Source organism: Streptomyces sp. NPDC053431, from assembly GCF_044544925.1.
In the GTDB taxonomy this organism is placed as follows: Bacteria; Actinomycetota; Actinomycetes; order Streptomycetales; family Streptomycetaceae; genus Streptomyces.
Window position 1 is genome coordinate 170,332 of record NZ_JBITXX010000014.1, and the last position, 18,859, is coordinate 189,190.

Annotated in this window: 13 protein-coding genes; 7 read left to right on the forward strand and 6 right to left on the reverse strand. The window is 73.4% G+C overall.

Going from position 1 to position 18,859, the window contains the following annotated elements:
* Window positions 1-152: 152 nt before the first annotated feature.
* Together pflB and ACIGXE_RS28440 are read right to left on the reverse strand one after the other, a co-directional pair.
* Complete coding sequence (pflB, locus tag ACIGXE_RS28435; protein ID WP_399751725.1) at window positions 153-2,432, reverse strand: formate C-acetyltransferase; 2,280 nt, start codon at window positions 2,430-2,432, stop codon at window positions 153-155.
* Between the two features lie 258 nt (window positions 2,433-2,690).
* Window positions 2,691-4,136, reverse strand: coding sequence for an MFS transporter (locus ACIGXE_RS28440; RefSeq protein WP_399751726.1), 1,446 nt, complete (start codon window positions 4,134-4,136; stop codon window positions 2,691-2,693).
* A 212-nt stretch (window positions 4,137-4,348) separates the two neighbouring features.
* Here ACIGXE_RS28440 and ACIGXE_RS28445 point away from each other — a divergent pair, with 212 nt between their 5' ends.
* Window positions 4,349-5,521, forward strand: a complete 1,173-nt coding sequence (locus ACIGXE_RS28445; RefSeq protein ID WP_399751727.1) for a low temperature requirement protein A — start codon at window positions 4,349-4,351, stop codon at window positions 5,519-5,521.
* A gap of 9 nt (window positions 5,522-5,530) precedes the next feature.
* Here the strand turns inward: ACIGXE_RS28445 and ACIGXE_RS28450 are convergent, their stop codons facing one another.
* Entirely contained in the window at window positions 5,531-5,794 is a 264-nt protein-coding gene (locus tag ACIGXE_RS28450) for a hypothetical protein (protein ID WP_399751728.1), read from the reverse strand.
* A 62-nt stretch (window positions 5,795-5,856) separates the two neighbouring features.
* On the opposite strand from ACIGXE_RS28450, the gene ACIGXE_RS28455 reads away from it, so the two are divergent.
* The 4 genes from ACIGXE_RS28455 (at window position 5,857) to ACIGXE_RS28470 (ending at window position 11,916) form a co-directional block, all read left to right on the forward strand.
* Window positions 5,857-8,637 (forward strand): BTAD domain-containing putative transcriptional regulator, encoded by a 2,781-nt coding sequence (locus tag ACIGXE_RS28455; protein WP_399751729.1) that lies wholly within the window; start codon window positions 5,857-5,859, stop codon window positions 8,635-8,637.
* 215 nt (window positions 8,638-8,852) lie between these two features.
* Window positions 8,853-9,677, forward strand: coding sequence for an SDR family oxidoreductase (locus ACIGXE_RS28460; RefSeq protein ID WP_399751730.1), 825 nt, complete (start codon window positions 8,853-8,855; stop codon window positions 9,675-9,677).
* A gap of 221 nt (window positions 9,678-9,898) precedes the next feature.
* Entirely contained in the window at window positions 9,899-11,017 is a 1,119-nt protein-coding gene (locus tag ACIGXE_RS28465; protein ID WP_399751763.1) for a P1 family peptidase, read from the forward strand.
* Between the two features lie 119 nt (window positions 11,018-11,136).
* Window positions 11,137-11,916 carry a DUF6227 family protein gene (locus ACIGXE_RS28470; RefSeq protein ID WP_399751731.1) on the forward strand — a complete coding sequence of 260 codons (780 nt, stop codon included), beginning with the start codon at window positions 11,137-11,139 and terminating at the stop codon, window positions 11,914-11,916.
* Window positions 11,917-11,925: 9 nt separating this feature from the next.
* On the opposite strand, the gene ACIGXE_RS28475 is transcribed toward ACIGXE_RS28470, so the two are convergent.
* On the reverse strand, window positions 11,926-13,443 hold the full coding sequence (locus ACIGXE_RS28475; protein WP_399751732.1) for a glycosyltransferase family 39 protein: 1,518 nt from the start codon (window positions 13,441-13,443) through the stop codon (window positions 11,926-11,928).
* Window positions 13,444-13,456: 13 nt separating this feature from the next.
* Entirely contained in the window at window positions 13,457-14,551 is a 1,095-nt protein-coding gene (locus tag ACIGXE_RS28480) for a glycosyltransferase (protein ID WP_399751733.1), read from the reverse strand.
* 265 nt (window positions 14,552-14,816) lie between these two features.
* On the opposite strand from ACIGXE_RS28480, the gene ACIGXE_RS28485 reads away from it, so the two are divergent.
* Window positions 14,817-15,968 carry a hypothetical protein gene (locus tag ACIGXE_RS28485; protein WP_399751734.1) on the forward strand — a complete coding sequence of 384 codons (1,152 nt, stop codon included), beginning with the start codon at window positions 14,817-14,819 and terminating at the stop codon, window positions 15,966-15,968.
* Window positions 15,969-16,213: 245 nt separating this feature from the next.
* On the opposite strand, the gene ACIGXE_RS28490 is transcribed toward ACIGXE_RS28485, so the two are convergent.
* On the reverse strand, window positions 16,214-17,737 hold the full coding sequence (locus ACIGXE_RS28490) for an MFS transporter (protein WP_399751735.1): 1,524 nt from the start codon (window positions 17,735-17,737) through the stop codon (window positions 16,214-16,216).
* 62 nt (window positions 17,738-17,799) lie between these two features.
* Here ACIGXE_RS28490 and ACIGXE_RS28495 point away from each other — a divergent pair, with 62 nt between their 5' ends.
* A complete protein-coding gene (locus tag ACIGXE_RS28495) occupies window positions 17,800-18,768 on the forward strand; it encodes a helix-turn-helix transcriptional regulator (RefSeq protein WP_399751736.1) in 969 nt (322 codons plus the stop codon).
* Window positions 18,769-18,859 lie beyond the last annotated feature (91 nt).

The following is an 18,859-nucleotide window of genomic DNA, read 5'->3' on the forward strand; positions in this document are numbered from 1 at the left end:
AGGGAGCGGGTGGAGCGAGAGGAGCGGGTGGAGCCAGAGGAGTGAGGGCGGGGCCGGCCGGTGAGGGTGGCGGCGCCGGCCGGTGAGGGCCGCCGGCCCGGTCGGGAGGGCCGCCGGCCCGGTCGGGAGGGCCGCCGGGCCGGGGGCGGTGGCTACAGGGAGCCGTGGAAGGTGCGGTTCAGGACGTCGAGCTGCTGGTCGCGGGTGAGCCGGACGAAGTTCACCGCGTATCCGGAGACCCGGATGGTGAGCTGCGGGTAGTTCTCCGGGTGGTCCATGGCATCCCTCAGGACGTCGCGGTTGAGGACGTTGACGTTCATGTGGAAGCCGTCGCCGGCCATGTAGCCGTCGAGGACACCGGCGAGGTTCCTGATCCGCTCCTCGGCGGTGCGGCCCAGGCCGTCCGGGGTGACGGTGCTGGTCAGCGAGATGCCGTCCTCGGCGTCCTCGTACGGGAGCTTGGCGACCGACAGGGCCGAGGCGACGTAGCCGTGGGTGTCGCGGCCGTTCATCGGGTTGGCGCCCGGGGAGAACGGTTCGCCGGCGCGGCGCCCGTCGGGGGTGTTGCCGGTCTTCTTGCCGTAGACGACGTTGGAGGTGATGGTCAGGACGGACTGGGTGTGTTCGGCGTTCCGGTAGGTCGGGTGCTTGCGCACCTTCCTCATGAACTCCTCGACCAGCCGGACCGCGATCTCGTCGGCGCGCTCGTCGTTGTTGCCGTACGCCGGGAAGTCGCCCTCGATCTCGTAGTCGGTGACCAGGCCGGTCTCGTCGCGCAGGGCGGTGACGGTGGCGTACTTGATGGCGGCCAGCGAGTCGGCGGCGACCGAGAGGCCGGCGATGCCGCAGGCCATCGTGCGGCGCACGTCGCGGTCGTGGAGGGCCATCTCGACGCGCTCGTAGGCGTACTTGTCGTGCATGTAGTGGATGACGTTCAGCGCGTGGACGTAGCAGTTCGCGAGCCACTCCATCTGCTCGTCGAACTTGCGCATCACCTCGTCGTAGTCGAGGACGGCCGAGGTGATGGCGCCGGTGTCGGGGCCGACCTGCGCGCCGGACTTCTCGTCCCGGCCGCCGTTGATCGCGTAGAGGAGCGTCTTGGCGAGGTTCACCCGGGCGCCGAAGAACTGCATCTGCTTGCCGACGGGCATCGCGGAGACGCAGCAGGCGATGGCCGTGTCGTCGCCGAAGCGGGGCCGCATCAGCTCGTCCGACTCGTACTGCACGGAGGAGGTGTCGATCGAGACCCGGGCGCAGAACTCCTTGAAGCCCTGGGGAAGCCGCGGCGACCAGAAGACGGTCATGTTCGGTTCGGGGGCCGGGCCGAGGTTGTAGAGGGTCTGGAGGTAGCGGAAGGAGGTCCGGGTGACCAGCGGACGCCCGTCCTCGCCCATGCCGGCGATGGACTCGGTGACCCAGGTCGGGTCGCCGGAGAACAGCTCGTCGTACTCGGGGGTGCGCAGGAAGCGGACGATTCGCAGCTTGATGACGAAGTCGTCGACCAGTTCCTGGGCCTGCTCCTCGGTGAGGAGGCCGGCCTCGATGTCGCGCTGGAGGTAGACGTCGACGAAGGTGGAGGTGCGGCCCAGCGACATCGCGGCGCCGTTCTGCTCCTTCACGGCGGCGAGGTAGGCGAAGTACAGCCACTGGACGGCCTCGCGGCCGGTGGCGGCCGGGCGGGAGATGTCGTAGCCGTACGAGGCGGCCATGGCCTTCAGCTCGCCGAGGGCGCGGATCTGCTCGGCCAGCTCCTCGCGCAGCCGGATGGTCTCCTCGAGCGAACGACCGCCGGCGGGGAGGGAGTTGAGCTCCTCCTTCTCCTCCCGCTTCACGGCGACGAGACGGTCGACGCCGTAGAGGGCGACCCGGCGGTAGTCGCCGATGATGCGGCCGCGGCCGTAGGCGTCGGGGAGTCCGGTGACGACGCCGGCCTTGCGGGCGGCGCGGATCTCCGGGGTGTAGGCGTCGAAGACACCGGCGTTGTGGGTCTTGCGGTACTCGGTGAAGACCTTCTCCAGCTCCGGCGAGACCGGGTAGCCGTAGGTCTCCAGGGCGCCGGCGACCATGCGCCAGCCGCCGTACGGCATGATCGCGCGCTTCAGCGGGGCGTCGGTCTGGAGGCCGACGATCAGGTCCTTGTCGCGGTCGATGTAGCCGGGGGCGTGGGCGGTGATGGTGGAGGGGATGTCGTGGGCGATGTCGTGGACGCCCTTGGCGCGCTCCTCCGGGAACCGGTCCGTGATCGCCTTCCATACGGCCCTGGTCCGCTCGGTGGGGCCGGTGAGGAAGGAGTCGTCGCCCTCGTACGGCGTGTAGTTCTGCTGGATGAAGTCGCGGACGTCGATGGCATCGCGCCAGAGGCCGCCCTTGAAGCCCTTCCAGGCGCCGTCGTTCACCGTCGCTTCAGCAGGGGTCGCAGTCACTGCCCGCACCGCCTTCTCGATCTCTCGGAACAGCTTCGTCGCTTGCTTCCATTGCACTTCGTCCGATGGATCGGACCGGGCGGCAATGGTCACCACTCGACGGTCGAAGGTCCTCTCTCCGGCAGGAAGGAAGGCCCCGCCGGGGCAGGGCCTTCTCCGGAGTCCGACAGGATCGACCGGGCCGGCCGGGTCGACCGAGTCGGCAGGGTCGACCGAGCCGGCCGCGCCCACCGGGCCGACCGGAGCCGGCAGGGACCGAGGGGCGGGTCAGCTCGGGGCCTCGGCGCGCTTGCGGGCGTAGAACCACCAGGTCACGACCGTGCAGCTGAGGTAGAAGCCGACGAATCCCCACATCGCGCTGGTCACCGCCACCGAGGCGAAGAGGGCCGGGATGAAGAAGAAGCCGTAGGCCGCGACGGCCGAGGTGAAGCCGGTGACGGCGCCCGACTCCATCTCCGCCTGCTTCAGGGCCCGGCCGTACTCCGGACTGCCCTCCGTCAGCCCCTTCAGGTGGGTGCCCCGGAAGATGACCGGGATCTGCCGGAAGGTCGAGCCGTTGCCGATCCCGGAGAAGAGGAAGGCCGCGAGGAAACAGAAGAAGAAGCCGTGGAAGGAACCGCCGTCCCCGCCCGAGGGGAGGAAGCCGATCACGCCGACCAGGGAGGCCGCCATGCCCACGAAGGACAGGATCGTCACCCGAGCGCCGCCCCACTTGTCGGCGATCCAGCCGCCCGCCCACCGGGCGAGGGCGCCGACCGCCGGGCCCACCCAGGCGTAGGCGGCCACCGAGTAGTCCGGGAAGGTGGTCTTGATCAGCATCGGCAGGGCCGCGGCGAAGCCGATGAAGGAGCCGAAGGTGCCGACGTACAGCCAGGTCATCAGCCAGTTGTGCTTGCGCTTGAAGATGATCTTCTGCTGCTTGAAGGGGGTCGAGGCCACCTTCAGGTCGTTCTGGCCGAACCAGGCGACCGCGGCCAGGACCAGCAGCACGGGGACCCAGAGGAAGGCCGCGTTCTGCAGATGAACGGGGGTGCCGTCGGCCTTGTGCTGGGCGGAGCCGATCGCGATCGTCGACCAGGTGATGACGATCGGGGTCAGCAGCTGGACGACCGAGACGCCCAGGTTGCCCAGACCGCCGTTGACGCCGGTCGCGCTGCCCTTCCTCGCCTTCGGGAAGAAGAAGCCGATGTTGGCGAGGGAGGAGGCGAAGTTGGCGCCGCCGATGCCGCAGAGGGCGGCGATGGCGACCATGACGCCGTACGGGGTGGACGGGTCCTGGATGGCGAACCCGAGCCAGATCAGCGGCACGACCAGCACGACCGTCGACAGGGCGGTGAAGCGCCGCTGGCCGACCATCGGGCCGAGGAAGGTGTAGAGGATCCGGGCGGTGCCGCCGGTCAGACCGGGGATGGCCGTCAGCCAGAACAACTGGGAGGTGGAGAAGGCGAAGCCGACGTCCTTCAGGTTGGTCGCGGTGACCGACCACACCTGCCACACCACGAACGCCACGAGCAGCGCCGGCACCGCGATCCACAGGTTGCGGTGGGCGACCTTGCGCCCGATGGACCTCCAGAAGAGCTCGTTCTCCGGCTCCCAGTCCGTGATTGGCCTCCCGGGCCCGTACTGCTCCGTGTCGTACCCGTACTGCTCCGTGTCGTACGGGGCGGGCGCCGACCCGCCCGTCGTTCTGCTGTCCTGGAGTACGGAACTCATGGCGCTTCCCTGACGTTTCGGGGGCTCTCTTGCTCCTCCAGGCTCCGCCCGCGCGTCAGGGGGGCGTGAGAGGCCATGGTCGGCAGAGCGGGCGGGCGTAGGTCCCGGCCCACGCGGGACGTTGGGTCGTCGCCGGCCCCCGGAGGCGGGAGCGGCGACGCGGGTGGTGTCGTGGCTGCCGCCCCCGTCGCTCGTCTGGTGTTCTGTGGGGCATGACGCAACCCTTCCTCCCCCTCACCGCCCGCTCCCGAGACGAGGCGCACCGGGCGGCCACGCCGCTCGAGTTGTTCTTCGACCTCTGTTTCGTCGTCGCGGTCGCGCAGGCCGGGGCCGAGCTCGTGCACGCCGTGGCGGAAGGACACGCCGGGACCGGTGTCCTGAACTACGCGATGGTCTTCTGGGCCATCTGGTGGGCGTGGATGAACTTCACCTGGTTCGCCTCGGCGTACGACAACGACGACGTGCTCTACCGCGTCGTCACGCTCGTCCAGATCGCCGGGGTGCTGATCCTCGCCGCCGGTGTCTCGCGCGCCTTCGAGGACCACGACTTCCTCGTCGTCTACATCGGCTACGTCGTCATGCGGCTCGCCCTCTCCTCCCAGTGGCTGCGGGCCGCGCACCACGCCACCGAGCCGGGCGAGCGGACGATGTGCCGGCGGTACGCGGGCGGGGTCGTCGCCTGTCAGGTCGGGTGGGTGGCGCTGCTGCTGGTGCCGGAGGACGCGCGGCCGTGGGTGTTCCTCGTGATGGCGCTGGCCGAGATGGCCGTGCCGATGTACGCCGAGAAGGACGACACGACGCAGTGGCACCCGCACCACATCGCCGAGCGCTACGGCCTCTTCACCATCATCGTGCTCGGCGAGACGATCGCCGCGGCGACGGTCGCCGTGAAGTCGGGCGTCAGCGAGAACGACGCCCTCTCGGAGGTGCTGCCGATCGCCGCCGGAGGACTGCTCATCGTCTTCGCCGCCTGGTGGATCTACTTCGTCGTCCCCGCCCACGACCGGCTCGTCTCCAACCGCCAGGGCTTCCTGTGGGGCTACGGCCACTACCTGATCTTCGCCTCGGCCGCCGCGATCGGCGCCGGCATCGAGATCTCCGTCGAGCAGGCGGTCGGCAAGGCGCACCTGTCCACGCTCGCCGCGTCGTCCGCCGTGACCATCCCGACCGCCGTGTTCCTGCTGTGCGTGTGGCTGCTGCACGCCCGGTACTTCAAGGTCGGCATCGCCCAGCAGTCCGTGCTGCCGGTGTCCTCGCTCGCGATCCTCATGTGCACCTTCGCCGGGCACTGGGCGGTCCTCGCGGCCGGACTCGTGGCCGCCGCGACCGTGGCGGTGGGGGTGACGCTCACGGCCACGAACCCGGCCACGCGGCGGGCCGGCTGAGCGAGGCGATCAGGGCTCGCCGGCGGGGACGGGCCGCCGCGTGCCGCGGCCGGTCACGGTCACCTGGACCTGCACCTGGACCTGGACCTGGACCTGGACCTGGACCTTGATATGGGCCGGGACCTGGACCTGGATATGGGCCGGGACCTGGACCTGGATATGGGCCGGGACCTGGACCTGGATATGGGCCGGGACCTGGACCTGGACATGGGCCTGGACCTGGACCTGGACCTGGATATGGGCCTGGACATGGGCCTGCACCCGGACCTGCACCTGGCGATCCGCCTCCCCGCCGGGCCGCCGCGTGCGGGGCCGCCTGCGCCACAATGCCTCGCATGATCTTCCGGGTTCTCGGTCCGCTCACCGTCGAGGACGCGCCCGCCGTCGGCGGCCCGCGCGTCCAGGCCCTGCTGGCGCTGCTCCTGCTCGACGCCGGCCGGACCGTCACCGCCGAGCGGCTCGTCGACGGCCTGTACGGGGAGGAGCCCCCGGCCGGCGCGGCCAACGCCCTCCAGTCGCAGGTCTCGCGGCTGCGCCGGGTCCTGCCGGACGGGGTGGGCGTGGAGCATTCGCCCGCCGGGTACCGGCTGACCGGCGCCGCCCCCGACGACGTGGACGCCCTGCGCTTCGAGCGGCTGGCGCGCGAGGGCGCCCGGGCCGGGGCGGCCGGGGATCCCCTACGGGCCGAGGAGCTGCTGCGCGAGGCGCTCGCGCTGTGGCGGGGGCCCGCGCTCGTGGACGTGCGGGACGCCCCGTTCGCCGACGGGCAGGTGGCCCGGCTCGACGCGCTGCGGATCGACGCCATGGAGGAGTGGGCGGCCGTCCTCCTCGCCTCGGGCGGCGATCCGGGCGCGCTCGTATGGGAATTGGCGGAGGCGGCTACGGCGCATCCGCTGCGGGAAAGGCTGCGGGCGCTCCAGATACGGGCGCTCGCCGGGGCGGGGCGGCAGGCCGAGGCGCTCGCCGTCTACGAGGAGGTGCGCCGGGCGCTCGCCGACGAGCTGGGCGCGGACCCGTCGGAGGAGCTGACCGCGGCGCACCTAGCGGTGCTGCGGGGCGAGCTGTCCGGGGCGGCGGCCCGTCCGGCCGCGGCGGCCGGCCTCCGGCCCGTACGGCCGCCGGTGCCGCTCACCGACTTCGTCGGCCGGGAGGGCGAACGGGATTGCCTCGGCGCCCTGTTGACGGACGCACGCCTGGTGACCCTGGTCGGCCCGGGCGGCGCGGGCAAGACGCGGCTCGCGCTGGAGGCGGCGACGGACAGGGCCGTCTTCGTGGACCTGGGGGCGGTGGGCCCGGGCGAGGTGGCGGGGGCGTTCGCGCGGGCCCTCGGCGCGCGCGACACGGCTCCCGACCGGCTCGTCCGGGCCCTCGCGGACCGGCCGGTGCTGCTCGTGGTCGACAACTGCGAGCACGTGGTGGCGGAGGCGGCCGTGCTCGTACGGGAGTTGCTGGCCGGCTGCCCGGACCTCCGGGTGCTCGCGACCAGCCGGGAGGCGCTCGGCGTCACGGGCGAGTCGCTGCTGCCGCTCGCCGCGCTGGACCCCGGGTCGGCGGAGGAACTGTTCGTACGGCGCGGCGCCGCCGCCCGGCCCGGTTTCACGGGGCACGCACGCGTGCCGGAGATCTGCGCGGCCCTCGACGGCCTGCCGCTGGCCCTGGAGCTGGCGGCGGCCCGGCTGCGGACGCTCTCCGCCGACGAACTGGCGGACCGCCTCGGCGACCGCTTCCGGCTGCTGTCCCGCGGGGACCGGACGGCGCCCGAACGGCACCGGACGCTCGCCGCCGTCGTGGAGTGGAGCTGGGAGCTCCTGACCGAGGAGGAGCGCACCGTGGCGGCCCGCTTCTCGGTCTTCCGCGGCGGCGCGACGCCGGAGGCGGTGGCCCGGGTGTGCGGGCTCGACCCGCTGGACGCGGAGGACGTCCTGGTCTCGCTGGCGGAGAAGTCGCTGGTGGAGCGGCTGCTGACGGACGACGGCCAGGGCGGGCTCGGCGGCGGGCCGGGCGGGCTCGGCGGCGGGCCGGGCGGGCTCGGCCACGGCCCCAGCGGGCTCAGCGGCGGCCCCGGCGGGCTCAACCACGGCCCCAGCGGGCTCGGCGGCGGCCCCGGCGGGCTCAACCACGGCCCCAGCGGGCTCGGCGGCGGCCCCGGCGGGCTCGGCCACCGCCCCAGCGGGCTCGGCGGCGGGCCGGGCGGGCTTAGCCACGGCCCCAGCGGGCTCGGCGGCGGCCCCGGCGGTGAGGGGCGGTACCGGATGCTGGAGACCGTGCGCGCCTACGCGGCCGGGCGTCTGCCCGCCGGCGATCCCGCGCATGCGGCCCACACCGCCCACTACCTGGACCTCGCCCGCGCCGCCGACCCCGAGCTGCGCGGCCCGGACCAGCCGGCCTGGCTGGCCCGGCTCGACGCCGAGGAGCCGAACCTGCGCGCGGCCCTGCGCCGGGCCTCCCCGCGGGACGGCCTGCGGCTCGTGGCGGCGCTCACCCCGTACTGGTGGCTGCGGGGACTGCGCGGGCAGGTCGTGGGGCTCGCGGCGGAGCTGCTGGACGCGGTCGAGCGGGCGGGCCTGTCGGCGGACCCGCGTCTCGGCGAGGAGTACGCGCTGTGCGTGCTGGCCGCCGGGGCGCGGGACGAGGAGCGGATCGCGCGCGCCCGGGCGCTGCTCGTCGAGCGTACGGAGCCCTTGCGGCAGCCGTTCACCGCCTTTCTGTGGGCCACGGCGGTCGGGCCCGAGGCACGGCTTCCCGTGCCCGACGACGCCTGGTCACGCGCCCTGGACATGGTGGGACAGGGGCATCTCGCGCTCGCGCGGGGGGCGTCGGAGACGGCGCGGGAGCGGCTGACCGAGGCCCTGGAGGCGTTCCGCGCGCTCGGCGAACGGTGGGGCACGGCGACCGCGCTGGAGGGGCTCGCCGCCCTGTCCGCCGAGCCGCTGCCGCTGCTCGCCGAGGCCTTGGCCCTCTTCGAGTCGCTGGGGGTGGCCGAGGACATCGTCGACCTCCTCGGGCGTCGCGCCGTCGTCCACACGGCCGCGGGTGACGCGGTCGCGGCCGCCGCCGACCTGGCCCGCGCGAGCGAGGTGGCGCGCCGCGCGGGGCTCCCGCACCGGGGGGACTGACCGCCTCCGCGGCGATCCCGCGCCGCCCTGCCGGGCCCCCGTCAGCGGCCGTCAGCGCGCGGTGCGCGGGCCGTCAGCGCTCCCGGCCACTCTCCTTTCTGTCGAGGCGATCGCCCGGCACGAAACCCCGGATCACTGACCGGATCCCCGATCCCCGATCACGGATCACGGATCACCGGTCGCGGATCACGGGCACCACCAAGGAGAGCCACGCCATGGAGCACATCACCCCCTCCGGCACCACCGCCCAGACCGCCTCCACCATCGCGGCCGCCCGCACCGCCCTCGTCACCGGCTCCTCGCGCGGCATCGGACGGGCCGTCGCCCTGCGGCTCGCCCAGGACGGGCTCGTCGTCGCCGTCCACTACGGCTCCGACGCCGTCGCCGCCCAAGAAACCGTCGACATGATCCACGTGAAGGGCGGCCAGGCCTTCGCGGTCGGCGCCGACCTCGGTACGCACGAGGGAGTGCTCGCGCTGGTCGAGGGCCTGCGGGCCGGTCTCGTCGCCCACACCGGGGACGCCGGGCTCGACGTCCTGGTCAACAACGCGGCGGTCACCTCCTCCGGCGGGCACCTCCAGGACGAGACGGTCGAGCAGTTCGACCGGCTGTTCGCGGTCAACGTGCGCGCCCCGTACTTCCTCGTCCAGCAGCTCCTCCCGGTGCTGCGGGACGGCGGCAGCATCGTCAACATAGGTTCCGCCGTCACCCGCATCGCGCTCTCCGACGAGCTGGCGTACGCGATGACCAAGGGCGCGATCGAGACCTTCACCCGCACCCTCGCGAACGTGGTCGGCCCGCGCCGCATCAACGTCAACACCGTCGCCCCCGGCCCGACGCAGACCGCCGGCCTGACGGCCGCGATGGCCGCGATGCCGCAGCTGGAGGAGATGCTGATCGCCGGGCAGGCACTGCCGTGGGTGGGGCAGCCGGAGGACATCGCCGACCCGGTCGCGTTCCTCGCCTCGCCGGACGGCCGCTGGATCACCGGCACGGTGATCGACGCCTCGGGCGGCACGTACCTCGGCCCGAAGCGCTGACTCAGGCCGGAGCGCGGGGGCTGGCAGCCGGGGCCCGGACCCGTCCTCCGCTTCCCCCCTCCCCCTCCCCGCCCCCTCCCCCTCCCTCTCCCTCCCCCCTCACGCTGCCCCAGCGCCCCTATCCGTGCTACGCAGGAGGGGTGGCCGAACACGAGAACGACACACCCCAGCACCACGCAGCCGCCCGCGGCATACCGTCCCGCGACCTACCAGCACCCGACCTGCCCTCCCGCGACGCGCTCCCGCACGACGCCCTCACCGACGTGGCCGGCCTTCGGGTCGGCCACGCGCGTGTGCCGGGGCCAGGGGCGCTGTCCGGCACGACGGTCGTGCTCGCCCCGGAGGGCGGGGCGGTGGCCGCCGTCGACGTACGGGGCGGGGGTCCCGGCACGCGGGAGACGGACGCGCTCGATCCGCGCAATCTGGTCCAGCGGATCGACGCCGTGGTCCTGACCGGCGGCAGCGCGTACGGGCTCGACGCGGCGGCCGGGGTGATGGCCTGGCTCGAGGAACAGGGGCGCGGGGTGCGGGTGGGCCCGAATCCGGCGCATGTGGTGCCGGTCGTGCCCGCCGCCTGTGTCTTCGACCTGGGCAGGGGCGGCGACTTCAAGGCCCGCCCCGACGCCTCGACGGGCCGGGCGGCGGTGGAGGCGGCGGCCGCGAGCGGGCTGCACGCGCGCGTGGAGACGGGCGCGGTGGGCGCGGGCACGGGGGCCGTGGTCGGCGGCCTGAAAGGTGGGGTGGGAACGGCGAGCACCGTCCTGGAGTCGGGGGTCACGGTGGCCGCGCTGGTCGTCGTGAACGCGGTGGGTTCGGCGGTCGATCCGGAGACGGGCGTGCCGTACGGCGCCTTCTTCACGCCCGGCGTACGCCCCTCCTACCCCGATCCGGCGGTGCACGCGGCCGCGCTGCGGCGGCTCGCGGACGCCCGGGCGAAGTCGGCCCCACCGCCTCTGAACACCACTCTCGCGGTGGTCGCCACGGACGCCGCGCTGACCCGCGCGCAGGCGCAGAAGCTCGCGGGGACGGCGCACGACGGGATCGCGCGCGCCGTCCGTCCGGTGCATCTCCTCAACGACGGCGACACCGTCTTCGCCCTCGCGACGGGGGAGCGCGAACTCTCCCCCACGCCCGGGCCGCTCGCTCTCAACGAGGTCCTCGCGGCGGGCGCGGACACCGTCACGCGGGCCGTCGTCCAGGCGGTTCTCACGCCGTCCGCCGGGATCTCGGGGGCGGGCGGGGACTTCCCCGCCTACCAGGAGCTGTACGGCGCCGCGTCCGACGGCTGGCCCTCCGGGTCGACTCCCGGTATACCAAAGGGAGTTGACGGATTCTCGTAGGGGCGCGGGAACTCTGTGCGCGCCCCCGCTCGTTTTCCCGAACGCCGGACACGATGTCAGACCCAGGGACTACGTTTAGCAAGCAGCAAGTGACATGCGGCGACGGCCTGGAGACCCCCTTGAACGATCCGCAGGATCATTCTCACGATCCGTACGAGACGACCGAGACCCATCTTGAGCGACTCCTCGGCCGGGCGCTCAACTCCTTCGACCTGCCCGACTCCACGATCGAGCGCCTGGAGACGGCGCTGGCCCACTCCAGCACGCTGTACTCCTCGCACCACAGCGCGTCGCTGCACCGCACGACCTACCGCCACACCTACCTGCTCCCCGACGGCACGGCGCTCAGCCTCTGGGAGCTGGTGCACAACTCCGGCCGGGACGGCGCCGATCAGCACGAGCTGTACGTGGAGGAGTCCGAGGCCCGGCTCGCCGCGTCCCGCCTTCCGGCCGGCCCCTCGCTCGGCTGGACCGCGGAGCGCGCCGACGGCTCGACGGCCGACGAGGACGACGATCTGGAGCTGCTGAGCGCGCTGCTCGCCCGCCCGATACCGGCCCAGCCCCGGATGTACGTGCCGGACAACTCCGCGGACCACGCCCGCCGGGTGCTGCGCCGCGCGGAGAACGCCGACCGGCCCGGCGAGGCCACCGCCCGGCGGCTGCGGCTCGCGTTCGCGCACCACATCACGCAGGCCTTCGGGCGCCAGTGCTCCCCGGGAGGAGGCCGGGACGCCGGCTTCACCCTCTACGAGCACCAGTTCCTGCTCCTCGACGGCAGCGAGCTCAGCCTCTGGGAGGTCGAGCACACGGCGACCCCCGACGGCCGGCACATGTGCGAGGTGTACGAGGACGAGCGCGCCGCCCGCGAGGCGATGGAGTCCCGCTCCCGGGTCCGCTGACCCGGCCGGTCAGTCCTTGCGGACCAGCAGCGCGACCCTCACGCCGGTGAGCCGCTCGGTGCCGGTGGACGTGTAACGGGCGCGCAGGGCGGCGGCCTGGGCGGCCGGGAGGGTGTTCAGCGGGTCGTCCTCACCCGCCTGGACGACCAGCCAGAGGCGTGGCTCCCCGCCCAGGCAGCGCGCCGGATCCGGGCACTCCGTCGGCCACAGGTCCGCCCGGGCGGCCGCCGACCGGGCGAGGAACACGTCCCTCGGGCGCAGTTCGGGGGGCAGGTAGTGCCGGACGCCCGCGTCCAGGAGGCGCCAGTAGGCGTCGCCCCGTTCGTAGACCACCGCGTCGCCCGGGCGATGGTACTTCCGGATGGTCGCGGCAGCGCCCCGGTAGTCCACGCCGTGCCAGAAGTGCGCGTAGGGCTCTCGCAGCCACCGCTGGTCGGGCAGCGTCAGGAGCGCGAGCCCGGCCAGGGCCACGGCGACCGCGGAGCGGGCCCGCAGGCCCCGCAGCCCTGCTCCCGCGAGGACCGCCCAGGCGGGCAGCGTGAACAGCAGATAGCGGTAGTAGAAGTACGACACGTCACCGTGCGAGACCGTCCACAACACCAGCGGGGGCGCGACGGCGGCGACGGTGAGCGCGAGGAGCGGGGCCCGGTCCCCGGCGGCCTCCCTGGCGGCGCCGGCCCATGCCGGCACCGCCAGGGTCATCGCCGCGCCCGCGAGCAGCCCGGAGCCGAAGAGCTGGGGCCAGATGCCGGCGAGGGCCCACAGGTCGGGCCGGGGAATCCAGGAGAGCTGACGCGCGGCCTGGGTCAGGCCGAGGACCACGACCGGGGAGGCCGCGACCAGGCCGGCCAGGGCGGCGAGCCCGAACCGCACGACGGCCGTGCGGCCTTTCGCGGCGGCGGCCACGGTGTGCCCGGCCAGGGCGGTCAGGGCCAGCAGGTGCAGCAGCCCGACCGCGGCGACGGCCAGGGCGTACAGCGACCAGCGCGCCACTCCCTCCGGCCGGTCCAGGGCCCGCAGCAGGAGCAGCGTGGCGAGGGCGACGGCCAGGACGACGAGGGCGTACGGCCGGGCCTCCTGCGCGTAGCGCGTCATGACCGGGGCGAGGGCGAGCAGCAGTCCCGCCACCAGGCCGGCCCGTCGCCCGAAGAGGCGCTCGCCGATCAGCGCCGTGCACACCGCGGCCCCGGCCGCCGCGAGCACCGAGGGCATCCGCAGGGCGAGGTCGGAGTCCCCGAAGAGACCGGTCCACGCGTGCAGGAGGAGGTAGTAGGCGGCGAGGACGGCGTCCACGTTCTGCACGGTGTCGAGCAGCCGGCCGGTCGGCCGGGTGACCACGTCCCAGGTGGTGAGCTCGTCCTCCCAGAGCTGGGGGCCGCCGGCCCCGTAGAGGCCGAGGACGAGCGCGAGGACACCGGGCCACAGCCAGGTGCCCCACGGCCGGGTCCGGCCGCCGACGCCGGGGGCAGGGGCGGGGCGCCGGACGGGGTCGTCGGCGCGGTCGCGTACGGAGGTGGGCGTGCCCATCGACGGCCCTTCCTCAGACGCTCACGACGGCGGGCGCGGTGACGCCCAGTCTCGCGACCGCGAACTCCCGGTTGACCCTGGTCTGTTCGCGGTACGGGGCGGGCAGGTCCGGCAGGCCGAGCAGCCGGTCGCAGGCGGCGAGCGAGGCCTCGGGGTCGCCGACCCAGTAGGCGGTGATCGAGTACTCGAAGAGCAGCCCCCACCGGTACACCCAGGGCTGCAGGAACAGCAGGTCGTCGGCGGGCGCCGGGCGGTCGAGGCCGGCCGCGGCGAAGGCGTGCGCCGCGTGATGGCGCTTCATCCGGCGGAGTCGCGAGGCCAGTTCGTAGCAGGCCTCCAGACGTTCGGGCCGCGCCTCCCAGGCTCGTACGAGAGTGTCCTGCGCGGTCGGCCAGTCACCGGCGTCCGCCGCGAGCACCCCCGCCTGGAGCAGGGAGTAGAAGACCTCCTCGCCCCAGCCGCCCATGGCCGCGCGCCGCTCGTAGAGGGCGACGGCCTCCTTCGCACGGCCCATGTCGCGCATGGTCTGGGCGAGGTAGAAGACCGTCCGGGGGTTGCCCGGGTCGCGGTCGAGCTCGGCGGTCAGCATCCGGGCGTCGCGCTCGAACTTGTCGTGGCGCGAGCCGCCGTCCGCGCGGTCCTCGATGACGAGGGCGTCCAGGTTCCGCTGGGTGTGGTCCCGGTCGGCGGTCAGGTACTCGTGGGTGACACCCTCGTACCGCCACGGCAGATCACCCCTGACCAGGCGCTTGATGCGGTATTCGAGCACACCCTCGTGCCGGAGCAGGTACGCGTCGTCCGTCAGCGCGGGCAGCGGCCCGTCCTGGCGCAGCACGTGGTCGGCGTCGAGGAGCAGCAGGAAGTCGGCCCGGCCGCGGGCGCGGACGATGTTCCGGCTCCGGTTGTGGCCGAAGTCCACCCACGGCTCCTCGCGCAGCTCGCCCGGGATGCCGCGCAGGGCGTTCCGGATCAGCTCCTGGGTCCCGTCGGTCGAGCCCGTGTCGGTGATGACCCAGGTGTCGATCAGCCCGCGCGCCGAGGCGAGGCAGCGCTCGATGACGCGGGACTCGTTCTTGACGATCATGCAGAGGCAGATCGAGGGCTTCACGGCAACACCACTCCCGGCGGGTCGGTCCCGGGGACGTCATGACCGGGTGACCGTACGAACCGGGCCCCGACTCGGCGATGCGGCACGCCGGAAGGCCTCCGGAGGTTCGCTCCCGCGTACGCACCCATTCGATGGGAGGCGTACGCCGTGAAGTTGATTGCCCCTCAGAATCCTCAAGGCGTTGCAATCGCGATCCGATGAACTGGAGGGAAGCCGAACACGCTTCCACACGATCCCCCGATCCGGTTATTGAAGGAGCAGATGAATGCGTCCTGATCTCAGGACCAGGTCCTCCCTGGGTCCGCTCGCCCGGCGACGAGCCTGGATCTCCGGCAGCGCTGTCGCCTCGCTGACCCTCGTGCTCACGGGCATGGCGGTCCCCACCTCCGTGGCGATGACCCCGGGCGCCCTCTCCGCCCTCAGCACCACCGCCCCGCGCGGCGACGACTGCCCGGACGGCCCGCCGCACCACGACGACGGCCCGCCGCCGTGGGAGGAGAACGGCCCGCACGGCCCGCACGGCGACATCGACAGGATCCGCGAGTACGTCGGTGGCGCGGTGGACCACGCCATGGAGAGCGGGCCGCACGGCCGCTCGGTGATGGGCGGCGACGACGAGTGCAAGCCGGACCACGGTGGCGGGCAGGCCGGCCCGACGGGGCCGACGGGTCCGCCCGGACCCGCAGGCCCGAAGGGCGACACGGGCCCGGCAGGACCCTCGGGCCCGGCAGGACCGGCGGGACCGGCCGGCGCGTCCGGCGCCCAGGGCCCGGCGGGCCCGGCGGGACCGGCAGGACCGGCAGGACCTCAGGGACCGACCGGACCGGGCGGCGGTGCCACCGGCCCTGCGGGTCCGGCCGGCCCGGCAGGCCCGGCTGGACCGGCTGGACCGGCCGGCCCGGCTGGACCGGCCGGTGAGCAGGGTCCCGCGGGTGAGCAGGGACCGGCCGGCCCGCCCGGACCGGCCTCGTGCTACGACATCGACGCGCACCGGCTCGAGGCCAGCCGTGAGGTCAAGGCCGTGGTCGAGAACGGTGACGTGTTCGTCGGCATCCGCGACCTGCAGTCCGACGTCACGTCCTTCATCTGGTACCCGCTCGCCGGCGCCCCGGACGGCGCGTGTGCCGTCTCCATCGCCGAGCAGGCCAACCAGGTCTCGGTCGAGACGCTCACAACGAGCGGAGAGGTGTGGGAGTTCCGGTGCGTCACGGTTCCGGGCTCGGGCAACACGCTCGACTGCTCCACCGTCACCGACGACCCCACCGACCCCGACTACCCGCGGGGTCGCTGGATCCTGCTGGGCTCGCCGGCCGGCACGAAGACGGCTGTCAACAAGAGCAACCGCTTCCTGGCCAGCCAGAAGAGCCACGCCAAGGTGAGCAAGGTCAACAAGGCCGCCAAGGCGATGAAGAAGTGACCTGATTCCCCCAACGCCTGAGGGGCGGGGGGGGGGGGGGGGGGCCCCCCCCCCCCCGGGGGGGGGGGGCGGGTGGGGGCCCCCCCCCCGCCGTTGACACCGGGGGCGGCGGATACTGCGCCCCCCCCCCCCCCGGTTTCCAACCTACACCCCCCCCCCCCGCCGTTATACTACGTCACCACACCCCCCCCCCCCGGGGGGGGGGGGGCGCCCCGGGCCGCCCCCCGCCCCTCAGGGTCTTCGCGTCAGGAGGCGGCCAGCGCCGGCTCCTTCGCGACGGCGGCCGGCTTCTCGTCCGCCCCGCCCTCCAGGTGCTGCTTCGGCTTCGCCGGCAGCGCGAACATCACCAGGAAGATGCCGCCGAGCACCACCGCGGCCCAGACCAGGGAGTTCTGGAAGGCGTCCGTGAACGCCGCGGTGTTCGCCGCCGCCGAGGTGATCGGCTGCCGGTCGTCGACGATGCCGAAGAAGACCACGGACACCAGGCCGAGGCCGAGCGCGTTGCCCATCTGCCCGGTCGTGTTGATCAGGCCCGAGGCCGAACCGGCGTGCTCGCGCGGCACGTCCGAGAGCACCGCATCGGTCAGCGGGGCCACGATCAGGCCCATGCCCAGGCCCATCACGACGAGGGGCAGGATCATCTGCCAGGGGGCGATGTCCGCGCCGTAGCGGCCCGCCACCAGGAAGTAGAGCAGGATGCCCGCCGCCATCGTCAGGGCGCCCGCCTGAAGGACCTTCCGGCCGAAGCGCGGCACCAGCTGCTGCACCGACAGGCCCGCCGCCGTGGAGACCGCGATCGAGAACGGCACGCCGGTCAGACCGGCCTTCAGCGGGCTCCAGCCGAGCCCGATCTGCATGTAGAGGGTCCACACCAGGAAGAAGATGCCCATCACGACGCCGAAGGTCAGCTGCACCGCGATGCCCGCGGCGAAGGACTTCACCCTGAACAGCGACAGCTCGACGAGCGGCGAGCCGTCCTTCCTCGTCTTGTGCTTCTCGTACGCGACGAGGGCGGCGAAGACGACGAGGCTGCCGGCCATCATCACGTGGCCCCACACCGGCCAGCCCAGCTCGCGGCCGCGGGTCAGCGGGTAGATCAGCATGAGCAGGCCGACCGTCACCAGGGCCACGCCGACCAGGTCGAGGCGGAGCGCCTTCGGCGCCTTGGACTCGGTGATGAAGCGACGGCCGAGGATCAGGGCGGCGACGCCGACCGGCAGGTTGATCAGGAAGATCGGGCGCCACTCCAGGCCGGCCACGTTCCACTGGGTGAGCAGCGCGCCCAGCAGCGGTCCGGAGACCGCGCCCAGGCCGATGATCGCGCCGAACATGCCGAAGACCTTGCCGCGCTCGTGCGCCGGGAAGGTGACGTGCACGATCGAGAGGACCTGCGGCACCATCAGCGCCGCCGCCGCACCCTGGAGCAGACGGGAGCCGACCAGCATCTCCTGGTTGGCGGCGACTCCGCAGAGCGCGGAGGCGAGGGTGAAGCCCGCGGTGCCGACGAGGAAGAGGCGCTTGCGGCCGTAGATGTCACCGAGCCGGCCGCCGGTGATCAGTCCCGCGGCGAAGGCGAGCGCGTAGCCGGCGGTGATCCACTGGATCGCGCCGAACGAGGCGCCGAGGTTCCGCTCGATGCTGGGGATCGCGATGTTGACGATCGTGGCGTCGACCAGGTCCATGAAGGCGGCGGTCATGACGATGGCGAGGGCGATCCAGCGCCGCTTGTCGGTGGGGGCCGCATCCATGACGGCGTCGTGTGAACTCATGGGAGGAAAGTAGGGGGCGTATAGGTCAGCTCATGTCCTAGATGAAGGCCATCCTGGAAAGCATGACGGACACACCGGCACGACTCCTGAATCTGCTGTCGCTCCTCCAGACTCCGCGCGAGTGGCCCGGCAGCGAGCTGGCCCGACGTCTCTCGGTCTCGTCGCGCACGATCCGGCGGGACGTCGACCGGTTGCGGGATCTCGGCTATCCGGTCGAGGCGACCAAGGGCGCCGTGGGCGGCTACCGGCTGGTGGCCGGGACGGCGATGCCGCCGCTGCTGCTCGACGACGAGGAGGCCGTGGCCATCGCGGTCGGGCTGCGGGCCGGGGCCGGGCACGCGATCGAGGGCGTCGAGGAGGCGTCCGTACGGGCTCTGGCGAAGCTGGAGCAGGTGCTGCCGTCGCGGCTGCGGCACCGGGTCTCCACACTCCAGAACGCGACGATCCCGCTGACCCGCGGGGACGGTGCGACGGTCGCGCCGTCCACGCTCACGACGCTCGCGGGCGCGGTGACGGGGCAGGAGCGGCTGCGGTTCGGCTACCGGGCGGGCGACGGCACCGAGACGAAGCGGCTCGTGGAGCCGTACCGGCTGGTGTCGACCGGGCGGCGCTGGTATCTCGTCGCGTACGACATGGGGCGGGAGGACTGGCGGACCTTCCGGGTGGACCGGGTCAGCGATCCCTTCCCGACGGCCGCGCGCTTCACTCCGCGGGAGTTGCCGACGGGGGACGCGGCGGCGTATCTGACCCGGTCGATGGCGCGGGCGCAGCCGGAGGTCGACCTCGACGTCAGCTTCGAGGCGCCGGTGGAGTTCGTCGCGGCGCGGCTGCCGGCGCATCTGGCGCCGGTGGCGGTCACCGAGAGCAGTTGCCGGCTGCGGACGCGGACGACCGACTCGACCGAGTGGCTGGTCGTGCGTCTGGCGCTGGTCGACGCGGCCTTCACCATCCACGGCCCGGCGTCGCTGGTGGAGTACGCGCGGGATCTGTCGACGCGGTTGGCCACGGCGACGGGGGGCGGGGGCCGGTAGAGGCGGCCACTGCGGCACGGGCGCGCGCCATACGGCAGCCTCCGCGGTGAAGCCGCGGCGGCTGTGGCGCGGGCCTGGACGAGGGAGCCTG